The organism is Pseudomonas sp. 18175 (assembly GCF_050432925.1).
Lineage (GTDB): Bacteria > Pseudomonadota > Gammaproteobacteria > Pseudomonadales > Pseudomonadaceae > Aquipseudomonas.
Genome location: NZ_JBKFTO010000016.1, coordinates 113,229 through 137,669, shown reverse-complemented (window position 1 = coordinate 137,669; position 24,441 = coordinate 113,229). Strand labels below are relative to the sequence as shown.

Sequence of the window (24,441 nt, the reverse complement as noted above, 5' to 3'; positions counted from 1 at the left end):
TCAAGACACCACGTCCTCAATCACCGCCCCTTCAAGCCACCACCGCGCAAGCCCGTGCACATTCGGCGCCTTGAGCAAGGTGAAGTGGTTTCCCGGGCCATACCAAACCTGCAACCCAGTGCCCTGGCGCCGCCAACCTTCGATCATCGCCCCCTGTTCACGCTGATTGCCCGCCGCATCCAATGCCGGGTCTTCGGCCAAGACCAGACGCACCACACCGTTAAAGCGTTGGGCCGGCCGGTATAGCGTACGCAGCGCCGCTCCATAGGTCCGCGCGGGACCGTCCATCGCCTGCACACTGGCACGCGCTGGCAATAGCCCCACGTTGACCATGCCGTCATGCAGCGCCCGACGTTGGGCGATTTCATCCCGCACTGCAAAGTCTGCCCGGTCGATCCCCAGCGATTTGCCCGCCGCCAACTGCATGGCTTCGATCAGCCGCAGCAACGCCGCCGAGGTCGTATAAGGCTTACCCTCGCCACCCGGCGCTTCACTGTCGATCACCGTCAACGACGCCACTTCCCGCCCAACTGCCTGCAACTGCAACGCCAGCTCCAGCGCTACCCAACCGCCAAACGAATGCCCCACCAGATGCACCGGCCTCTGGGGAGCTTCGCGCTCCAGTGCGGCCAAGTAGCAACGCGCCGCTGCTTCCACCTGGCTATGGGGCACCGCTTGGCCATCCAGGCCGCGTGGTTGCAGGCCAAACAGCGGCCAATCACGCCCAAGGGCTTCGCTCAAGGCCACAAAGCCGGTGACACTATCCCCCGCCCCCGGCACACAAAACACCGGCGCATGGCCTGTGCGGCCGCTCTGGATACGCAACAACGGTTGATGGGCGGTCTCGGCCACCGGCAAACCGGTGGCCAACGCCTCGCTGATGGCCTGGCCCAAGGCCTGGATATGGGGTGCCTGCATCATGCTTTGGTGATCCCCCGGCACCTCCCGCTGGCGCAGTTGCCCGGGCGCTAACGCATCCTCCCAGCCCAGGGAAACGCTGCGCCGCGACAACTCGGTCGGGCGTTCCTGGGCGCTGAACAAATGCACGGCAATCGGTAACGGGAACAGGCTGTAATGGGCCAGCGCATGGCCGTGCCCCACTTCGCGCTCAAGGTAGTTCACCAGCTCCGCCTCCGAGGCCGCCGCCATTTGCGCGTGCAGCAGACCGCCGTCGCGACAACGCTGCAGCAGGCCTGCAAAGTCCAGCTGTCCAAGGCCTGCCTCCAACTGTTCAAGACGCACCAGCTCATCCACACCTCCCTGTGCTTTCCAATAGGCGCTGCATTGCAACAACAAGTGGCGCTTGAGGGCATCCGGCCCGCTCCAGCGTGCCTTGCCCTGGTCGGTCAGGCGCGGGACGTAGCTGTCGATCAGGCCGAGAAATGCCACCGCCTCATCCAGCCCCAGCAGTTGCATCGCCACTTCATAGGCCAGCACGCCACCAAACGACCAGCCGGCGAGGCGGTACGGCCCGTGTGGCTGAATCTCGCGAATCAGGCCGACCAGCCGCGCCGCCAGGCCTTCCATGGTGTTCAGATGCGGGCCGCCCGGCAGGCCGTAGATGGGGTAGTCACCGGGCAGGTGCTGGCCCAGCGCCGGGAAATACACGTCCATGCCGCTGAATTCGTGCACCAAAAACAACGGCGTTTGTGAACCACTGCCACGCACAGTGACCACCGCGTTGTCGCGCACCGGCGCCTCGGTGCGCTGGCGCAACATCGCCGCCACCGAGGCCACGCTGGCATGCTGGAACAGCTCGGCAAGCGACACGACCAACCCCGCCTCTTCCAGCAGCGTCACCAAGCGGATCGCCAGTAACGAATGCCCACCCAGTTCAAAGAAACTGTCGTGGCGCCCCACCTGCGCAAGCTTCAACACCTCGGCCCACAACTGCGCCAGGGTCAGCTCCAAGGCATCGGCCGGGGCTTCGAACGTGCGACTGATCAAGGCGTCCAGGTCAGGGGCCGGCAAGGCCTTGCGGTCGATCTTGCCGTTACCGGTCAACGGCAACTGCGCCAGCGGCACATAGGCCGAGGGCACCATGTACGCCGGCAGTTGGCCTTGCAGGTAGGCGCGCACGCTGTCGAGGTCCAGCGGCTCGGCCGTCCAGGTGAAATAGGCCACCAGGCGGTCTTCGCGGGCCACGACCACCACCTCCCGGATGCCCGCCAGGGTCGCCAGGCGCGCTTCGATTTCACCCAGCTCAATGCGAAAACCGCGAATCTTCACTTGGTGGTCATTGCGCCCGATGCATTCCAACAGGCCCTCTGCCGTCCAGCGGCCGAGGTCGCCGGTGCGGTACATCAAGTGGCCGGGGTTGAACGGGTCGGCTACAAACAGTTGGGCGGTGAGTTCGGGGCGATTCAAATACCCCTTGGCCACACCGTCCCCGCCGATACAGATTTCCCCCGCTACGCCCAAGGGCACCGGCTGCAACAGCGCGTCCAGCACGTGGACCTGCGTGTTGGAAATCGGCCGCCCTACCGGCACGCTTTCAGCGTCGGCGGCCAGCGCACGCACTTCATAGGTGGTGGCGTAGGTGGTGGTTTCCGTGGGCCCGTAGCAATGCACCAACCGCAGCCCGGGCGCCCGGGCCAACAGGCTGCGGAATGCCGCCGGGTCGGCACGCTCGCCGCCGCATAACAGGATGCGCAGCCCAGCCAAGGCATCGGGCAGCAACTGCACGTACTGGTTGAACAACGCCGTGGTGACGAACAGCACCGTCACGTCCTTCAAGGCCTGGGCCAGCGCGGTGGGGTTGAGCAAGGTGGCGTGGTCGATCACGCGCACCTGCCCGCCATTGAGCAATGGTCCCCAGACGTCCATGGTGCTGGCGTCGAACGCCGGGTTGGAGGCAAACGCTACACGGTCGCTGGCGTTGAAGTCGGCATAACCGTTGTTGATCACCAGGCGCGTCATGCCGCGATGGGGCACCAACACACCTTTGGGCACACCGGTGGAGCCGGAGGTGTACATGATGTAGGCCACGCTGTCGCAAGAGTGCGACAGGTCCGGATTGTGGCTCGGCTGGGGGTCAAGGCGCAGCGTATCGAGGTCCAGGCGCGCGGCCGGGTAGTCGATGTCGGTGTCACTGTGGGTCAATACCCAGGCCGCTGCGCTGTCCTGCACCATGAACCCCTGGCGTTCGGCCGGTGCATGGATGTCCAGCGGCACGTAGGCCGCTGCGCACTTGAGTACGGCCAGTTGACTGAGCAACAGGTCCACCGAACGCGGCAGCAGGATCGCCACGTTATCCGCAGGTTTTACCCCAAGCCCCAGCAGGTGATGGGCCAGGCGGTTGGCGCGGCGATTCAACTCGCCGTAGCTCACGGCCTGTTCGCCATGCACCACGGCCACAGCGTCCGGGCGCGCGAGGGCCTGGGCTTCGAACAAACGCTGCACGGTGTGTTCACGGGGGAAGACCCGGGCGGTGGCGTTGAAGGCCTGGAGTTGTTGCCGTTCACCCGCCGGCAACAGCGCCAGGCGGCCAATAGCGGTGTCGCGACCTTCTTCCAGTGCCTGTACCACTTGCTCAACGGCGATTGCCAAGTAGTCGCACAAGCGCCGGGCGCCTTGCCCCACGGCCTTGAAACTGAAACCGTCGCCCAGGTCATCGACGCTCAACGACAGCCTATAGTTGCTGTGTTCCTCAGCCTTGAGCAGTTCAATCCCTTGCCACGCCTCGGTGGCCGCTTGTGGCGCACTGTGGCGGTAGTTGAACAGCGTATCGAACAACGGCGTTGTCACGGGTACGCCGCTGCACCGTTGGGCCAGCGCCAGGGGCGCATGTTCATGGCTGAGCAATTGGTTGAGCCGTGCATGGGTTGCCCGCAATGCGTCGCGCACCGCATGTTCGCCCAGGTCGACCCGCAATGGCAGGGTATTGATAAACACTCCCATGGCCCGCTCGGCCCCCTCTCCACCCTGCAAACGGCCCAGCATCACCGTGCCGAATACCACGTGCTGGCGGCCCGATACCTTACCCAGCACCTGAGCCCAAGCCAGGTGCATCAGGCTGGCAGCGCTGACCCCGGCATACCGCGCCTGGGTACGCAGGCGTTGGCTTAACTGCGCATCGAGGGTGTGTTGCACAGCGGCGTTGGCCCCCAGGTTCTCCACCACGGTCGGCTCATCGATTTGGCCGAGCATTTCGCTGAAGAACCCTTCGTGATCCTGCGCCGCCAGTCGCGTCTGGGCCACGGTCTGGGCCACAGTCTGGGCCACATAGTTGCGATACGGCACGGCGGCGCCAAGGCGCTGCTGGGTGCCCGATAAAAACGCCTGCATCTCCTGTTGCAGGATCTCCAGGGCGATGTGGTCCATCACCAGGTGGTGGAACAGCAACGTCGCACGGTCGCCGTCACAGACCAGGCGCATCAGCGGGGCCTGGGTCAGGTCCAGACGTTGTGGCACCGCACCGCTTTCCACCCGCAGCGCCGCCTCGCGCCACACCACTTGCACTGGTTCTTCCAAACCGTCCCAGTGGAACGACGAACGCAGGCTGTCATGCCGTTGGATCACCCCCTGCAAGGCCTGAGCGAAGGCGTCCAGGCGCTGGCGGCTGTCGAAGGCAAACTGCGCCCGCAATACATAGTCGTCCGCGCCCTGCACTGCGCGATGCTGATAAAGCATGCCCGCCTGCAACGGCGCCAGCGGGTAGATGTCCTGCACATTCGCCACGCCGCCGGGGATGCAGGCGACGATACGTTCGATGGCGGGCTGGTCCAATTGAATCAAAGGCAGCATATCCGGGGTGATCCGGGCACAACCGGCGGTAATCCCATTGGCGGGCACCGCCACTTCACGGCCGCTGCCCAATGCCGCTGCCAACGCCGACAAGGTCGGCTGGCCAAACAGCACCTTCACATCCGCCGATAAGCCCAGCTGACGCATACGCCCCATCAAGCTCACGGCCAACAACGAATGCCCGCCCAACTCAAAGAAGTTGTCGTGACGGCCCACACGCTCCAGGTTGAGCAATTCGGCCCACAGGCTGGCCAACGCGATTTCCGTGTCACCCTCGGGCGCTGCGTACTCGCGCACCACCACCGAATCCACACCCGGCGCTGGCAGCGCCTTGCGGTCGAGCTTGCCGTTGGGGCTCAGGGGCAAGGTGTCGAGGTGCACGAAGATCGCCGGCACCATGAATTCCGGCAGGTGCTGCAACAGGTGGCTGCGCAGTGCATCGATGTCGCTGTGCACGCCGGTGTAATAGGCGATCAGGCGCTGGTCGCGGGCGATCACCGCAGCTTCATTGACCGCCGGGTATTCGCCGAGACGGGCCTGGATTTCCCCCAGCTCGATGCGCAGGCCACGGATTTTCACCTGGTCATCGTTGCGCCCCAGGTATTCGAGCGTGCCGTCCGGCAGATAACGCCCCACGTCGCCGGTGCGGTACAGGCGGCCGTGGCCAAACGGGTCGTTTAGGAAGCGTTCGGCGGTCAGTTCCGGGCGGTTCAGGTAACCACGCGCCACTTGCACACCGCCGATAAACAACTCACCCACCACCCCCAAAGGCACCGGCTGCAACTGAGCGTCCAGCACGTACATGCGGGTGTTGGCGATGGGCTTGCCGATGGGCGTGTTGTCCGGTGTCACAGGCCCGGCGCAGTGCCACGCGGTGACGTCCACAGCCGCTTCGGTGGGACCATACAGGTTATGCAACTCGCTGCCCGGCAGCTGCTGCTTGAACCGCCGCACCAGGCTGCCCGGCAAGGCTTCGCCGCTGCACATCACCCGCACCAGCCCATTGGCCTGGCTCACATCGCCATGGGCCAGGAATACATCGAGCATCGAGGGTACAAAGTGCAGCGTGGTGATCTGTTCGGCTTCGATGATCTCGCACAGGTAGGCCGGGTCTTTATGCCCGCCAGGTTGAGCCATCACCAGGCATGCGCCGGTGAACAGCGGCCAGAAAAACTCCCACACCGACACGTCGAAGCTGAACGGGGTTTTCTGCAACACACGGTCATGGGGTTGAAGCCCATAAGCGTCCTGCATCCACAACAGGCGGTTGACCACGCCGGGGTGGTCGTTGATCACGCCTTTGGGCTGGCCGGTGGAGCCGGAGGTGTAGATCACATAGGCGCCGTGGGCCTCGACCTGCGGATTTTCTATCGGCTGGTGTTGCCAGGTAGGCTGCTCCAGGTCGACCACCGGAACAGCGCCCAACAATGCCCGCGTTGCGCCCTGGGCCAACACCACCACTGGCGCGCTGTCTTCGAGCATGTAGGCAATACGTTCCAGCGGGTACGCCGGGTCCAGCGGCACATAGGCGGCGCCAGCCTTGAGGATCGCGTACAAACCAATGACCATTTCCAGGCTGCGCTCCACGCAGATCGCCACTCGCGAATCTGGCTGCACACCCAGTTCCAGCAAGTGATGGGCCAGTTGGTTGGCCCGTGCGTTCAACTCGGCGTAGGTCAATGTCTGCGTGCCTGCCTTGACCGCCAGCGCATCCGGCGTGCGCACCACTTGCGCCTCGAACATCCCGTGCAAGGTCTGGTCGAGGTTGTAGGCCACCTCGGTTGAATTGAACTCAACCAGCAGTTGCTGGCGCTCGCGCGTCTCCACCAGTGGCGCATGCTCCAGCACCGCCTGGTCGTTATCCACCATGGCCTGCAACACACGGGTGAAGTAACCGGCATAACGCTGCACCGTGGCCTCGTCAAACAACGCTACCGCGAATTCCAGCGCGCCGATCAGGCTACCCTGCACCTCGGCCAGGTCCAGGGACAGGTCGAACTTGGCAAAGTGGCTGTTTTCCACGATACCTTCCAGGGCCAGGTCGCCCAGGGCCAAAGTCGGGGCGCTGCTGTCCTGCCAGGTGAACAGGGTCTGGAACAACGGGCTGTGGGCCAGGCTGCGGGGTGGCCGGGTGATTTCCACCACTTGCTCGAACGGCAGGTCCTGATGGGCCTGGGCGGCCAACGCCTGGGCCTTGACCCGCGCCAGTAGCGCCTCGGTGCTCAAGCCACCGGACGTCTCGATACGCACGGCGAGGGTGTTGACGAACAGGCCGATCAGCCCTTCCACCTCAACGCGGCTGCGGTTGGCCACGGGTGATCCGATCAGCACCTCCGGCTGTCCGGACAGGCGCGCCAGCAGCGAAGCCCAGGCCGTCATCAAGGTCATGTACAGCGTGGTGCCATGGCGTTGGCTCAAGGCCTTGAGCCCAGCGGTAAGGCGCTCATCCAGGCGCACCTCGACGCTGCTGCCGGCGTAGTCCTGCTGGGCCGGGCGCGGACGGTCGGTGGGCAGGGTGAGCAAGGCCGGCGCACCGGCCAGGGCCTGCTGCCAATACGAGCTTTGGCGCTGCAACACTTCACCACTGAGCCACAGGCGTTGCCACACGGCAAAGTCGCCGTACTGGATGGGCAACGGTGGCAGCGGGTCGGGTTGGCCATGGCTGAACGCCTGGTACAGCGCCATCAGTTCGCGGGTCAGCACGCCCATGGACCAGCCATCGGAAACGATATGGTGCAGGGTCAGCAACAGCACATGGTGATCATCGGCCATGACCACCAGGCGCCCACGCAGCAGCGGGCCGCGCTGCAGGTCGAACGGCGCCGAGGCTTCGCCATGGATCAACGCATCCAACGCCTGCTGGGGTTGGGGGTGGCGACGCAAATCCTGCACTTGCAGGGGCAAGACGGCTTCGGCGGGCACGATCAGCACCCGGGCGTTATCGCCGTGTTGGGCGAACCGGCTGCGCAGCGTTTCGTGGCGCGCCACAATCCGCGCCAGCGCCCGTTGCAGCGCCTGAACGTGCAACTGCCCACGCAAACGCAAGCCAATGGGAATGTTGTAGGCAGTATTGGCGCCTTCCATCAACGCCAGGAACCACAGGCGCTGCTGGGCGAAGGACAGCGGCACGTCCTCATCGCGATTGGCCGGGAGAATCGCCGGCAAGGTGCTGCGCCCCGCCTTAGCCAACACCTCGGCGACTGCGGCGAGTTCGGCATTGGCAAACAGGTCGCCCAGCAACAACTCCACGCCCAGGCGCTGGCGAATCTGCGAGACCATGCGCATGGCCAGCAACGAATGCCCGCCCAGCTCAAAGAAATGATCGTGGCGCCCTACCCGTTCCACCTGCAAGACATCGGCCCAGATCTGCGCCAACACGCTCTCGATTTCACCTTCGGGCGCAGCGTAGTCGCGCGTAAACACGGCGCTCATGTCCGGTGCCGGCAATGCCTTGCGGTCGAGCTTGCCGTTGGCGGTCAGGGGCAGCGTGTCCAGCTTGATGTAGGCCACCGGGACCATATAGTCCGGCAGATGCGCCACCAGATGGGCGCGGATATCGCCCACGGCCAACGGGTCCAGCTGCGAGTTCTCGGTGAAGTACGCCAGCAAGCGCTCCTCACGCACCAGCACCACCGCTTCCTGGATGCCCGCCAGTTGGTTGAGCTGGCTTTCGATCTCCCCCAGTTCGATGCGCATGCCACGGATCTTTACCTGGTCGTCATTACGCCCCAGGTACTCGATAGTGCCGTCCGGCAACCAACGCGCCAGGTCACCGGTGCGGTACATGCGCCCTGGGTTGAAGGGGTCGTGCAGGAAGCGCTCGGCCGTCAATTCCGGGCGGTTCAGGTAGCCCCGCGCCACGCCCTTGCCGCCTACATACAGCTCCCCCGCTACGCCCAACGGCACCGGGCGCTGGTGTTCATCCAGCAGGTACACGGTGGCATTGGCGATGGGCTTGCCGATATGCAAGGGCTGCCCCACGTCTACCCTGCCCGAGGTGGCAACCACCGTGGCTTCGGTGGGACCGTAGTTGTTGATCAGCTCAAAACGCTGTGCGCGGCCGAACTGGCGCAGGCGGTCACCGCCGATCAACAGCGTGCGCAGCGTAGGGTGTTCGATCTGCTGGCTGAACGCGTACTCGGCCACGGGCGTGGGCAGGAAACACACGTCCAACGGCTGTGCACACCACCAGGCCAACAGGGCATCGATATCTTCAGCGCCGTCGTGGGCCGGTGGTAGATGCAGGGTCGCGCCCACGCACAACGCCGGCCAGACTTCCCAGGCCATGGCATCAAAGCCGAAGCCGGCGACGCTGGCAGTATGGCGCCCGGCGCGCAGGTCGAAGGCGTTGCAGTGCCAATCCACCAGGTTGGCCACGCTGTGGTGTTCCACCATCACACCTTTGGGCAGGCCGGTGGAGCCAGACGTGTAGATCACATAAGCGAGGTGTGAGGGGTTGACCGCGATGTCGGGGTTGCAGGCGCTGTGATGCTGCCAGGTGTACCGATCAAGGTTGATCACTGGCACCTCAAGGCTCGGCAGGCGATCCAGCAGGTGGTGCTGGGTCAGCACCGCCACCGGAGCACTGTCGCTGAGCAGGTAGTGCAGGCGCTCGGCCGGGTGGGACGGGTCCACCGGCACATAGCAGGCGCCAGCCTTGAGAACCCCCAGCAGCCCGGCCAGGGTGTCCAGGCCCCGGCGGGCGACGATGGCCACGCGGTCGTCGGGCTTGACCCCAAGCGCCAGCAGGTGGTGAGCCAGCAGGTTGGCTTGTTGGTTCAGCTCGGCGTAGGTCAGCTGTTGGCCCTGGTGCACGGCGGCAATGGCGTCGGGTGTGAGGGCGACCTGGGCTTCGATACGCCCGTGCAGCGTGGTGGCTTGGGGGAAGTCGGCGTGGGTAGCGTTGAACTGTTCCAGCAGCAATCGCTGTTCGTCGATGGGCAACACCGACACCTGGTTGAGCGGTGTCTGCGGTGCCTGTTCCAGGGCCGCCAGCAGATTTTCGAGGGTGGTTTGCAGGTAGGCGCAGACGCGCCGGGGATCGACCTGCCGGGTGGCGAGCAGGCGCAGGATAAACCCTTCGCCCAGGTCATCGACACTCAAGGTCAGTGGGTAGTTGGTGCGCTCATCCGAGCGCAGGGTTTGGATGCCCTGCCAGGCCGCCACGGCTTCCTGGCTGCTGCCGGTGCCGCTATGGCGGTAATTGAGCAAGGCGCTGAACAACGGCGTCGGCGCCACGACCCCGCTGCAACGCTGGGCCAAGGCCAATGGCGCGTGCTCATGGCGCAACAGGGCCGTCAGGCGCGCATGGGTGGCCTTGATGGCGCTGCGCAGGTCATCACGGCCCACGTCTACCCGAAATGGCAAGGTGTTGATAAAGATCCCCAAGGCACGCTCCGTGGCGTGCCCGCCTTGCATACGCCCCATCAGCACCGTGCCGAACACCACCTGGGACTTGCCCGCCAGCACGCTCAACACCCGCGCCCAGCCGAGGTGGAACAGGCTCGCCACACTCACCCCCAACACCCGGGCCTGGGCACGCAGGCGCTGGTTGAGTGCCTGCGGCAGCGGCCAATCCAGCTCGGTGATGCCCTGCCCATCGCCCTGCACATCCTGCAAGCCAAAGGGCAAGGTCGGTTCGACCACATCGCCGAGCATCTGGCGGAAAAACGCCTCGTGCTGCTGCTCACTCACCCCCAGCCGCGCCTGGGCCACGTAGTTGCGAAACGGCACCGCCTGGCCCAGTTGCCCGGCCTGGCCTTGCAGGAACGCCTGCATTTCATGGCGCACCACCTCCAGGGCGCTGTGGTCCAGGGCCATGTGGTGGAACAGCAGCATCGCGACGATGCGCTGCTGCACCGGGTCTGCCGCCCAGGCCAGGCGCAGCAGCGGCGCCTGGGTCACATCCAGGCGGAAATGGCGGGCGTCAAAGCGGGCATGGAGTTGAGTGGCGATGTCACCGTCGGCCGGGTCCAGCTCAACCGCCTGCACCGGCAGATGCGCCGTGCGCCACACCACTTGGGACGGTTGCTGCAAGCCCTCCCAGACCACGCCGGTACGCAGAATGTCGTGACGGTCGATCACCCCTTGCAAGGCGCGGGCAAATGCTTCGAAGCGTTCGACGCTGTCAAAGGCGAACTGTGACTGCATCACATAGGGGTCGCCCTGCTCGGTGCTGACATGGTGAAACAGGATGCCTTCCTGCAAGGGCGCCAGGGGGTAGATGTCCTGGATATTCGCCACCCCGCCCGCCACCGTGGCGACGATCCGGTCGATCTCGTCCTGGCTCAGCGTGGACAAGGTCAACATGGCCGGCGTGATGGACTCCGCACCCGGCACGATGCCATTGGCCGGCACATCGTTGGCGGCCGCGTAGTCGCCGGCCTTGATCAGCGCGATCAGCGCCGGCTTGTGTTCGCGCAAGGCGTTGAGGATCAACGGGTCGCTCAAGGCTTGCTTGTTGCCTTGCACCGACAATTGCTCGCCCTTGAGCGCCAGGTGCACATCCTTGGTTTTCAGCGTCGCCAGCAGTTCGAGAATGCTCACAGGACGATCTCCATTCGTTCGGTCATTGCGGCGTAGCCAGCCAGGGTCGGCTGTTCAAATAACGCACGCACATCGGCTTCCATGCCTTCCTGGCGCAAGCGCCCGATCAAGCTCACGGCGAGCAGCGAGTGCCCGCCCAGTTCAAAGAAATTATCCTGGCGCCCTACCCGCTCCACGTTGAGCAGTTCGGCCCAGAGTTGCGCCAGGAGGATTTCGGTGTCACCCACCGGCGCCTCATATTCACGCACGCTCAGCGCCTCGCTGCCGGGTGCAGGCAGCGCCTTGCGGTCGAGTTTGCCGTTGGGGCTCAGGGGCAATGCCTCCATGTGCACAAACAGCGCGGGGACCATGAACTCCGGCAAGTGCTGCAACAGGTGCTCGCGCAAGTCGGCCGAACGCACGCCGGTGTAGTAGGCAACCAAGCGGTCTTCGCGGGCGACCACGACGGCTTCGTCGACGTTGGGGTGTTCCAGCAGGCGCGCCTGGATCTCGCCAAGCTCGATTCGCAGGCCACGGATTTTGACCTGGTCGTCGTTACGGCCCAGGTACTCGATATTGCCGTCGGGCAAGTAACGGCCCAGGTCGCCGGTGCGATACAAGCGGCCAGCGCTGAACGGGTCGTTGAGGAAGCGTTCGGCGTTCAGTTCCGGGCGGTTCAGGTAACCCCGCGCCACTTGCACGCCGCCGATGAACAACTCGCCCACCACGCCCAAAGGCACCGGCTGCAATTGCGCGTCCAGCACGTACATACGGGTATTGGCGATGGGTTTGCCAATCGGCGTGTTGTCTGGCACCTGGGGCCTTGCGCAGTTCCAGGCGGTTACGTCCACCGCCGCTTCGGTAGGGCCATACAGGTTGTACAGGCCGATGTCCGGCAATTGCTGCTTGAAGCGCCGCACCAGGTTGCCGGGCAAGGCTTCGCCGCTGCACATCACTCGCACCAGCCCATTGGCCTGGCTCACATCGCCATGGGCGAGGAACACGTCAAGCATCGAGGGGACAAAGTGCAGCGTGGTGATCTGCTCGGCCTCGATCACTTCGCACAGGTACACCGGGTCTTTGTGCCCCCCAGGGCGGGCCATCACCAGGCATGCGCCGGTGAACAGCGGCCAGAAGAACTCCCACACCGACACATCGAAGCTGAACGGGGTTTTCTGCAACACACGGTCATGGGGTTGGAGCCCATAAGCGTCCTGCATCCACAACAGGCGGTTGACCACGCCGGGGTGGTCGTTGATCACGCCTTTGGGCTGGCCGGTGGAGCCCGAGGTGTAGATCACATAGGCGCCGAGGGCCTCGACCTGAGGGTTGTGCACCGGTTGGTGCTGCCAGGTGGGCTGCTCCAGGTCGATCACCGGCACCGCGCCCAATAACCCACGCGTCGCGCCCTGGGCCAGCACCACGACCGGCGCGCTGTCTTCGAGCATGTAGGCGATACGCTCCAGCGGGTACGCCGGGTCCAGCGGCACATAGGCGGCGCCAGCCTTGAGGATCGCGTACAAACCGATGACCATTTCCAGGCTGCGCTCCACGCAGATCGCCACCCGTGAGTCCGGCTGCACACCCAACGACAGCAGGTGATGCGCCAACTGGTTGGCCTGTGCGTTCAACTGCGCATAGGTCAGCTGCTGCCCGCCCGCCTTCACTGCCAACGCATCCGGGGTGCGCGCCGCTTGGGCTTCGAACAGTGCGTGCAGGGTCTGGTGCAGGTCGTAGGCCTTGTCGGTGGCGTTGAAGCCGACCAGCAGCTGCTGGCGCTCCTCGGCGCCGAGCACTGGCAGGCGATTGACCGGCAACTGCGGCGCCTGTTCCAGCGCGTCCACCAGGCCCTCCAAGGTCACTTGCAGGTAGCCGCAGAGGCGTTGCGCACCGATCTGTGCCGGGGTCATGGCGGTGAGGCGGAAGCCATCGCCCTGATCATCCACGTTCAGCGTCAGCGGGTAGTTGGTGCGTTCCTCGCTGGCCAGGGTCTGGATGCCTTCCCAGGCCGGGGACAGCGGCGCCTGCTGGCTGTCGCTGTGGCGATAGTTGAGCATGGCACTGAACAACGGCTGCGGGGCTGCGACACCACTGCAACGCTGGGCCAGGGCCAGGGACGCATGCTCATGACCGAGCAACGCCGTGAGCCGCGCATGGGTGTGCTTGACCGCCAGGCGCACGCCGGTGGCATCAATATCCACCCGCAGCGGCAAGGTGTTGATGAACATGCCCAAGGCACGGTCGCTGCCTTTGCCGCCTTGCATGCGCCCAAGCAACACGGTGCCGAACACCACGTGCGCCTGGCCGCTGGTAGCCCCCAGTACCCGCGCCCAGGCCAGGTGGAACAGGCTGGCAGCGCTCACCCCCAGCAAGCGCGCCTGGGTACGCAGGCGTTGGTTGAGGGCCGGCGCGAGGTTTTCCTGGACCTCTTCAATGGCGATGCCATCGCCGCACACATCCTGCAAACCGAATGGCAAGGTCGGCTCGTTGATATCGCCCAGCATGTCGCGGAAGAACTGTTCATGTTCCTGCTCGCTGACACCCAGGCGCGCCTGGGCCACGTAGTTGCGGTAGGGCGTGGCATCGCCAACGGGTTGTGGCTGACCGAGCAGGCTGGCCTGCATCTCGTGGCGCACGCCATCGAGGGCGGTGTGGTCGAGGGCGATATGGTGGAACAACAGGATCGCCACCACCCGTTGGTTGGCCGGGTCGTGGGCATGCACCAGACGCACCAGCGGCGCCTGGTCCAGCGGTACGCGGTAGTGGCGCGGGTCAAAGCGCTGGTGCAACTGCTCAAGGGTATCGGCCTGCACCTGCAACGACGCCTTGCGCCACACCACTTGCAGCGGCTGCGCCAGGCCTTCCCAAACCACCGCAGTGCGCAGGATATCGTGGCGGTCGATCACCTGTTGCAGCGCCTGGGCGAAGGCATTCAGGCGCTCCACGCTGTCGAATGCCAAGTGCGATTGCAGCAGGTAAGGGTCGCCCTGCCCGGCGCTGATGTGGTGATACAAGATGCCTTCCTGCAACGGCGCCAGCGGGTAAATATCCTGCACATTGGCAGCGCCACCGGGCACCTGGGCAACCACTTGGTCAACCGTTGCCTGGTCGAGGCTTACCAAGGACAACAGTTCTGGGGTGATGCGTTGGCAATCGGCGGGAATCCGATTGGCCGGCACCTGCACCTCGCGCCCGCTGCCGACGGCGGCGGCCAGTGCCGCCAGGGTCGGCTGGGCGAACAACACCCGCACATCGGCGCTCAGGCCCACCTGGCGCATGCGTTCGATCAGGCTCACGGCCAGCAAGGAATGACCGCCCAACTCGAAGAAATGGTCATGACGACCCACCTGCTCCACCTGCAGCACCTCGGCCCAGAGGCGCGCAAGGCGGGCTTCCACCTCTCCCTGAGGTGCGGCGTATTCACGGCTGAGCAACGCGCTGTGGTCCGGCTCTGGCAGTGCCTTGCGGTCCAGTTTGCCGTTGGCGGTCAGAGGTAACGCAGGCAACTTCACATAGGCCACCGGCACCAACGCCGCAGGCAATCGGGCTTGCAGTTGCGGCCGCAGCAGCTCGATGTCCAAGGGTTGCTGTTCGGTGAACCAGGCGATCAAGCGCCCATCGCGCACCAGCACCACCGCTTCGCCGACACCCGGCAGCGCGGCCAGGCAGCTTTCGATTTCGCCCAGTTCAACCCGTACACCGCGCACTTTCACTTGGTCGTCATTGCGCCCCAGGTATTCGATGTTGCCATCGGGCAACCAGCGCGCCAGGTCGCCGGTGCGGTACATACGACCGTTATTGAAAGGGTCGTGCAGGAAGCGTTCGGCGGTCAGTTCCGGGCGGTTCAAATAACCCCGCGCCACGCCGCTGCCCCCCACGTACAGTTCGCCCGCCACCCCAACCGGCACCGGGCGTAGCTGTGGGTCCAACAGGTAGACGCTGGCATTGCCGATGGGGCGGCCGATATGCAACGCCTGCCCGGCGCGCACCCGGCCGGAGGTGGCAACCACCGTGGCTTCGGTGGGGCCGTAGTTGTTGATCACCGCAAAGCGACGCTCCTGGGTGAACTGGCGCAGGCGATCACCACCGACCAGCAGCAGACGCAACGTGGGGTGCACAAGGTTCTGGCTGAACGCGTATTCGGCCACGGGTGTAGGCAGGAAACTCACATCCAAGGGCTGCGCCAGCCACCAGGCCAGCAGTGCGTCGATGTTTTCGTTGCCCACCTCGGCAGGTGGCAAGTGCAGGGTCGCGCCCGTGCACAACGCTGGCCAAACCTCCCAGGCCATCGCGTCAAAGCCGAACCCGGCAACGCTGCTGGTGTGACTCGTGGCATCCAGGCCAAAGGCTTCGCAATGCCAATGCACCAGGTTTTCTACGGTGCGGTGTTCCACCATCACGCCCTTGGGCTGACCGGTGGAGCCGGAGGTGTAGATCACGTAGGCCAGGTGCGCCGGGGTCAAGGCCGCCGGTTGCGGGTTGGTGATGGGCTGCTCTGCCCGCGGGTCGTGCAGGTCGATACAGGTCGCCGCGCCCAACAGGTCCCGGGTGCTGGCCTCGGCCAATACCGCCACCGGGGCGCTGTCTTGCAGCAGATAGGCAATGCGCTCAGCTGGATAGGCCGGGTCGATAGGCACGTAACCCGCGCCAGCCTTGAGGATGCCCAGCAAGCCGATGAGCATCTGTGGGCCGCGTCGGCAGCAGATCGCAACACGATCATCCGGTTGCACGCCCAACGCCAACAACTGATGGGCCAGCCGGTTGGCGCGCCGGTTGAGCTGCTGATAACTCAGGGACTCGCCCGCCTGTACCACCGCAATGGCGTGGGGCTGGCGCTCGGCCTGGACCTCAAAGGCGCCGTGCAGGGTGTGCCCCGTGGGGAAATCACACTGGGTGGCGTTGAACTCGCGCAGCAGGGTGTCGCGCTCGGTCACCGGCAGGATATCCAACGCGCTGGATACGCCTTCCAAGCGCGTCACCAGTTGCTCCACCGCGTTGTGCATGTAGACGCACAGGCGCTGGGCGCCGATCTGCGGCAACGCCAGCACGGTAAGGGCAAAGCCCACACCCAGGTCGTCGACGCTCAAGGTCAGCGGATAGTTGCTGCGTTCTTCACCGCCCAGCAATTGCACGCCCTCCCAGATACCCTGGCCGTCGCGGGCCATGTCATCGGGGCTGCTGTGGCGATAGTTGAGCAAGGCGCTGAACAGCGGCAATCCGGCTGGCACCCCGCTGCAACGCTGGGCCAGGGCCAGGGACGCGTGCTCATGCCCCAGCAAGGCGCTCAAGCGGGCATGGGTTGCCTTGACTGCCACGCTGGCACTGGCGTCGAGATCCACCCGCAGCGGCAAGGTGTTGATGAACATCCCCAGCGCACGGTCCGCACCGTCGCCGGCCTGCATCCGGCCCATCAGGACCGTGCCAAACACCACCGTCTCACGCCCACAGACCCGTCCCAACACGTGGGCCCAGGCCAGGTGCATCAGGCTCGCCGCGCTGACGCCCAATTGCCGCGCCTGTTCGCGCACGCGCAAGGCCAGTGCCGCGTCGAGGGGTTGTTCGGCCTCTTCGATATCACGCCCATCACCCTGCACATCCTGCACGCCAAACGGCAACGTCGGCTCTTCCACATCGGCGAGCATGGCGCGGAAGAATTGCTCGTGCTCATCCACGCTCACGCCCAGGCGCGCCTGGGCCACGTAGTTGCGAAACGGTGCGGCCGGGGGCAAGGGCTGCGCCGGATTGAACAGCAACCCGCGCATTTCCTGGCCCACCACCTCCATGGCAGTGTGGTCCAGCGCCAAGTGGTGGAACAACAGGATCGCCGCCACCCGCTGATTGCCCGGGTCCTGGGCGTAGACCATGCGCAACAGCGGCGCCTGGGTGATGTCCAGGCGGTAGTGGCGCGCATCGAAACGGGCATGCAGCTGCTCGATGAGGTCGCCCTCGGCCGGGTCCAACGCAACGTCCTGGACCACCAGTTGTGCCTCGCGCCACACCACTTGCACCGGGTTGTCCAGGCCTTCCCAGATCACGCCGGTACGCAAGATGTCGTGGCGGGCCACCACCTGTTGCAGCGCGCCCATAAATCCCTGCAAGCGCTCAAGGCTGTCGAAGACCATGCGCGATTGCAGCAGGTACGGGTCGCCCTGCTCGGCGCTGATATGGTGGTAGAGAATGCCTTCCTGCAAGGGCGCCAACGGGTAGATGTCCTGCACATTGGCTGCGCCGCCGGGGACGCTGGCGACAATACGGTTGATGGCCGCTTGGTCGAGGTGCACCAACGTCAGCATCGACGGCGTGATGCGCTCGCACGGCGATGGGATGCCATTGGCTGGCACCACGATCTCCCGCCCGCTGCCCACGGCCGCCGCCAACGCCGCCAGGCTGGGTTGGCTGAACAGCACGCGCACATCGGCATTCAGGCCCACCTGGCGCATGCGCTCGATCAAGCTCACCGCCAGCAACGAATGCCCGCCCAGTTCAAAGAAGTGATCGTGGCGGCCGACGCGTTCAAGCTTGAGCACGTCTTGCCAGATCTGCGCCAGCAGGGTTTCCACTTCGCCTTCCGGCGCTTCATAGCCCCGGCTGAGCAAGGCGCTGTGATCCGGCACCGGCAGGCCCTTGCGGTCGAGTTTGCCATTGGCGGTGAGGGGCAACAGCGCCAGCCACACATAGGCCGAGGGCACCATGTAGTCCGGCAACCGGCCTTGCAGGTAAGCGCGCAAGGCGTCGATAGCCAGGGGCGACTGCGCGGTGTAGTAGGCCACCAGGCGTTTGTCGCCCGGCTCGTCTTCGCGGGCCAACACCACGGCATCCTTCACACCAGGGAAGGTGGCCAGGCTGGTTTCGATTTCGCCCGGTTCGATACGGAAACCGCGGATCTTCACTTGCAGGTCATTACGCCCCTGGTACAGCAACGTGCCGTCCGGCTGCCAGCACGCCAGGTCGCCGGTGCGGTACAGCGTGCCGTCGCCAAACGGGTTCGGGATAAACTTTTCGGCGGTCAGCTGCGGCTGGTTCAAGTACCCCTTGGCCACACCGGCACCGCCGATATACAGCTCGCCAACCACCCCCAGTGGCAACGGCTGCTGGCGTGCGTCGAGCACGTAGGCCTGGGCGTTGGCCATTGGCCGGCCAATGGGGATGGCGCCCTCGCCCACCGACGTGATCTCAAAGGTGGTGGAGAAGGTGGTGGCCTCGGTCGGCCCGTAGCCGTTGAGCAAATGCTGGGGCCTGCCGTGCTTGAGCACGCGGCCGATCACCAGCGGGTCGAGGACATCGCCCCCCACAATCAGGTAACGCAACTGGCCCAGCACCGGCATCAGCCCGTCGGCGTACTGGTGGAACAACCCGGCAGTCATCCACAACACCGTCACGGCCTGTTCCTGCAACAACGCACCAAACGCGGCCTGGGACAGCAGCACGGCGTGCTCGACCACCACCACGCAGCCGCCATTGAGCAGCGGCGCCCACACATCGAGGGTGCTGGCGTCGAACGCCGGATTGGAGGCAAAGGCCACGCGGTCGTGGGCATTGAACTCGGCGTAGCCGTTATTGAGCACCAGGCGCGAAATGGCACGGTGCGGCACTTGCACGCCCTTCGGCGCCCCCGTGGAGCCAGAGGTGTAGAGGATGTAGGCGACGCTCTCCGGGCACTGGGGCAACTGCGGATTACACGGCGACAGGGCCTCCAGATTCAGGTCGGCCAGGGTGTTGAGCACCCGGCGCGCACCGCTGTCCTGCACGATAAACGCCTGGCGCTCCACGGGCGCGTTGATGTCCAGCGGCACGTAGACGGCTGCGCATTTAAGGATCGCCAACTGGCACACCAGCAAGTCCAGGGAGCGCGGCAAGGCAATCGCCACACTTTCCCCCGGTTGCACGCCCTGGTTAAGCAGGTGGTGGGCCAGGCGGTTGGCGCGGCGGTTGAGGTCGCGGTAACTCAGAGCTAGCGTTCCATGCACCGCCGCGACGGCGTGGGGGCGATCCAGGGCCTGGGCTTCGAATAACTGATGCACCGTGAGGTGGGATGGGTATTCGCGGGTCGTGGCATTGAAGTCCACCAGCAGTTGGCGGCGCTCGGCGGCCGGCACAATCGATACCGCCTGCAACGGCGTGGTCGGCGCCTGCTGCAACGCGGTGACCAGGTGCCGCAGCGCGGTGAGCATGTAGTCACCCACCCGCTGCACATCGACAGAGGCGACACCTTGTACGGTCAGCGCAAAGCCTGTGCCCAGGTCATCGACGTTGAGCACCAGCGGGTAGTTACTGCGCTCTTCAGAGCTGAGAATCTGGATGCCGGAGGCGGCAAACGGCGCGTCTCCCGGCACCTCACCGGGCGCGCTATGACGGTAGTTCAGCAAGGTACTGAACAGCGGCAGCGAACCTGGCACGCCGCTGCAACGCTGGGCCAGGGACAACGAGGCGTGCTCATGCCCCAGCAATTGGGCCAAGCGCCCATGGGTGGCACGCACACCGGCCTGCACGCCGACGGCGCCAAGGCTGACCCGCAGCGGCAAGGTGTTGATGAACATCCCCAGGGCCCGATCAGCGCCCTCGCCGCCCTGCATACGGCCCAGCAGCACGGTGCCGAACACCACCTCCTGCTGGCCGGAGACCTGCCCCAGCACGTGGGCCCAGGCCAGGTGCACCAGGCTCGCCGTACTCACGCCGAGTTGCCGTGCTTGTTCACGCAGGCCCAGGTTGAGGGCCGGTTCCAACGGCAGATGGGCTTCGACGATGCCACTGCCATCGCCATTCACATCCAGCAAGCCGAACGCCAAGGTTGGCTCATCGATATCGCCAAGCATCTCGTTGAAGAATGCCTCGTGCTGCGCCTGGCTGACGCCGAGGCGTGCCTGGGCCACGTAGTTGCGGTACTGCACGGCCTCCGGCAAGTGGGCGCTGCGCCCGCACAGGCTGGCGCTCATCTCCTCCACCAGCACGTGCAGGGCGGTGTGGTCCAGCAGGATATGGTGCAGCAGCAAGATCCCGGTGAAGCGGCCCTGATGCTCACCGTAGACAAATTGCATCAACGAGGCGCGGCTCAGGTCCAGGCGAAAGTGGCGTGGGTCGAAGCGCTGTTGCAGTTGGGCCAGGGGCTCGTCGATACGTTCGACCGCCAGCGGCGCCTGGCGCAACACCACTTGCACCGGCTCGTCCAGGCCTTCCCAGAGGATCGCGGTGCGCAGGATATCGTTGCGCTCGATCACGCTGTGCAGCGCTTGAATAAAGGCGTCTACCGCCGCTTGATGGTCAAAGCCAAATTGCACCTGCAACACATAGGGATCACCCTCGGTGGTTGCCAGATGGTGGTAGAGGATGCCCGCCTGCAACGGCGCCAGCCCGTAGATGTCCTGCACATTGCTCAGGCCGCCGGGCACGCTGCGGATGATGTGGTCGAGGGCGGCCTGGTCCAGATCCACCAGCGGCACCATGTCCGGGGTGATCTGCGCGCTGGTGGCGTGAATCAGGTTGGCCGGGACCTTTACCTCCCGTTGCCCGCCCACCGCCGCAGCGAGGGCTACCAGGGTGGGCTGGCCGAACAGCACGCGAACGTCGGCGCTGAGGTCGACCTGGCGCATGCGTTCAATTAGCTTCACCGCCAACAGAGAATGGCCGCCGAGTTCGAAGAAGTTATCGTCGCGGCCTACCCGGTCGAGCTTGAGCAGGTCTTGCCAGATCCCGGCAATCGTGGTCTCCACCGCACCTTGGGGGGCCTGGTATTCACGTCGGGCCAAGGCCTCGGCATCGGGTGCGGGCAAGGCCTTGCGGTCGAGCTTGCCGTTGGTTGTGAGGGGGAATGCTTCCAGGGCCACGAAAGCGCTGGGCACCATGTGCTCGGCGAGGCTCAGAAGCAAATGGTCACGCAGGGCGGCGGCGCTGAACGTGCCTTGGGCAATCACGTAGGCCACCAGGCGTTTGTCCCCCGGCGTGTCCTCACGAGCGATCACCACGGCGTCACGCACGCCGCAGGCAGTGGCCAGGCGCGCCTGGATTTCACCCAGTTCGATGCGAAAGCCACGGATCTTGACCTGGTCGTCATTACGGCCCAGGTATTCGACGCTACCATCGGCCAGCAGGCGGCCGAGGTCGCCGGTCTTGTACATCCGCAGGCCGGTGGCCGGGTCGGCCAGGAAGCGTTCGGCGTTCAACCCATCGCGGTTCAGGTAGCCGCGCGCCACACCGGCGCCGCCCACGTACAACTCGCCCACCACACCCAACGGCAGTGGCTCGCGGTGTTCATCCAGTACATACAGTTGCAGGTCGGGAATTCGCACGCCAATCGGGCTGACGCCCACCCGCTGCGCATCCGCCGCTTCAAGGGCGCGGTACGTCACATGCACGGTGGTTTCGGTGATGCCGTACATGTTCACCAATTGCGTGCCGGCGTTGATCGCCGTGGCGTACCACGGCTTGAGCATCGAAGGTTCCAGGGCCTCGCCGCCGAAAATCACCTGGCGCAAGGAATGGGACCGGGGGTTCTGCTGTTGCGCCGCGATCAATTGACGGAACGCGCTGGGGGTCTGGTTGAGGATGCTCACCCCCGCCTCGCACAACAGCGTGTAGCACTCATCCGGCGAGCGGCTGACCAGTTGCGGCACGATCAGCAACTGGCCGCCATGCATCAGCGCGCCCCAGATTTCCCACACCGAAAAATCGAAGGCAAACGAGTGGAACAGGGCCCACACATCGTTGCCGTTGAAGCCGAACCAGTGCTGGGTGGCGCTGAACAGCCGTGCGACCTGGCGGTGTTCGATCATCACGCCCTTGGGCTGGCCGGTGGAGCCTGAGGTGTAGATCACATAGGCCAGGTGGGCCGGGCTGAGGACCACCCCTGGATTGACAATGGACTCACCGCGCAGCCCGTTGAGGTCGATCGACGGCAAGTCGCCCACCAAGTGCAGGGTGTCGGCTTGCACCAGCACGGCCAGGGGCGCGCTGTCGTGCAAGGTGTAGGCAATGCGTTCCCGCGGATACGCCGGGTCGATAGGCACGTAGCCCGCGCCGGCCTTGAGGATGCCCAACAGGCCGATGATCATTTCCGGGCCACGCTCCACGCAGATCGCCACGCGGTCATCGGGGCGCACGCCCAGGGCCAGCAGGCGATGGGCAACCTGGTTGGCGCGTTCGTTGAGTTGGCGATAGGTGAGGCGTTGGCTGTCGAAACGCAGGGCGATGGCTTCGGGCTGGGCGGCGGCGTGGGTTTCGACGTGTTGGTGGATCAGGACGTTGTCGGCGTAGGCATGCGGGGTGTGGTTGAGGTGGTGCAGCAGGTGGTGACGTTCGTTGGCAGACAGGACAGTGAGGCCGTTCAGTGGCGTATCCGGTCGCTGCTCCAGGGCATCAGCCAGGCTATGGAGGGCCGTATGCAGGTAACCGGCCACGCGCTGGGCGCCGATGGAGGCGTCCACCATCACCGTCAGCGCAAAGCCTTCACCCAGGTCGTCAACGTTGACCGTCAGCGGGTAGTTGGTGCGCTCCTCGGCGCCGAGCACCTGGATGCCGTCGGCGATGTCGATCACGGCGGCCATATCGGTGGCGGCGCTGTGACGGTAGTTGAGCATGGCGCTGAACAACGGCGCTGGCGCCGCCACGCCACTGCACCGCTGAGCCAGGGCCAGGGAAGCGTGTTCATGATGGAGCAACGCCGTGAGCCGTGCATGCGTGGCCTGGACCCCGGCGCGCACGCCCTGCCCGTCCACATCCACCCGCAGCGGCAAGGTGTTGATAAACATGCCCAACGCCCGTTCACCGCCCTCGCCTGCGCCCATGCGGCCGAGCATCACGGTGCCGAACACCACCGCTTCACGACCAGAGACCACCCCCAGCACCCGGGCCAATGCCAGGTGCATCATGCTGGCCACGCTGACCCCCAGCGGTCGTGCCAAGCTGCGCAGACGCAGGCTCAACACGTTGTCGACAGGGATGCGCGCTTCATCGATACCCTGGCCGTCGCCCTGTACATCCTGTAAGCCGAAGGGCAGTGTCGGCCCGTCGATATCCGCCAGCATTTCGCGGAAAAACGCCTCGTGATCCTGCTCGCTGACGCCGTGCAGCACCTGGGCGATGTAGCTGCGAAACGGCACTGGCACACCTGCGTGTGCCTGCTCGCCATTCAGGTACAACTGGATCTCGTGGCGCACCACATCGAGTGCGGTGTGGTCGAGGATGGTGTGGTGAAACAGCAGCGTCGCGCTAACACGCCCATCGGCCGGTTCCTGCCGGAATACCAAACGCAGCAGCGGCGCCTGGCCCAAGTCCATGCGCTGGGTACGCGCATCGAATTCACCCTCTTCGCAGACCAGCGTCGCCTTGCGCCACACCACTTGCAGCGGCGCATCAAGGCGCTCCCAGACCATCGAGGTGCGCAGAATGTCGTGACGGTCGATCACCCATTGCAGTGCCTCGGCAAAGGCCTGCAGACGGGCGCGGCTGTCGAACGCAAACTGGGCGTGCAGCACATACGGATCACCCTGTTCCGCCGACAGATGGTGGTACAGCATGCCCTCCTGGAGGGGTGCCAGCGGGTAGATGTCCTGCACATTCGCCGCGCCACCGGGGATGGTCGCGACGATACGGTCGAGGGCGTCCTGATCGAGGCTGACCAGGGGCAGCATCTCCGGGGTGATGCGGTACGCAGGGCTGAGCCAGTCACCGCCATGCTCGCCCACCCACTTCAGCAGTTGAGGCTTGTGGGCGATCAACTGATCCCACACCCGCTCATCCAATGCCTCGTCGTCACCCAGGATGATCAGGTCGCCGTCTTCCAGTTGCAGCCGGATCGCATGGGTGGAAATCGCTGCCAATAATTCGCTGAACTGCATGGGGGGTAACCTGCCTGATGAGTCACGGTTGAGGAGAAAGTCCGTTTTCAGCTGCCGTTTGTGTCGGGTGTGCTGGTTGGCCCGGCAAAACGCGGGCACAGCCACGGCGCTAAGGAGCGCCTGGCTGGGTGGGAAAATTAAGGGATTTGGCGGGAGGGAGGTGACATGGGAAGCGGGGACAAGGGAGAGGCTGCCTCGCATCGAGGCCTGATAGACGACCGAAATGACCTGCCGGATTCAGTTCAACATGCAGGAGCGGGCCTGCCCGCTCACACCATTGGATCTCCATTTAACCGAAACTGGATTGAACAACTCGGTGGTAACACGGCCATGATTGTTT

At 65.0% G+C, this 24,441-nt stretch carries 2 protein-coding genes; both read right to left on the bottom strand.

Annotated elements, in window-relative coordinates:
* Nucleotides 1–11,292, bottom strand: a complete 11,292-nt coding sequence (locus tag ACLD1Y_RS21565; RefSeq protein ID WP_429479833.1) for an amino acid adenylation domain-containing protein — start codon at nt 11,290–11,292, stop codon at nt 1–3.
* The gene (locus ACLD1Y_RS21560) at nt 11,289–24,101 is read right to left on the bottom strand and encodes an amino acid adenylation domain-containing protein (protein ID WP_429479832.1); all 12,813 of its coding nucleotides are present in this window, start codon (nt 24,099–24,101) and stop codon (nt 11,289–11,291) included. The genes ACLD1Y_RS21565 and ACLD1Y_RS21560 overlap by 4 nt, the downstream gene beginning before the upstream one ends.
* Nucleotides 24,102–24,441 lie beyond the last annotated feature (340 nt).

What these genes read in the sequence shown, in the direction of transcription:
- ACLD1Y_RS21560 (WP_429479832.1), bottom strand. Translation starts at nt 24,101, where the DNA reads ATGCAGTTCAGCGAATTATTGGCAGCGATTTCCACCCATGCGATCCGG.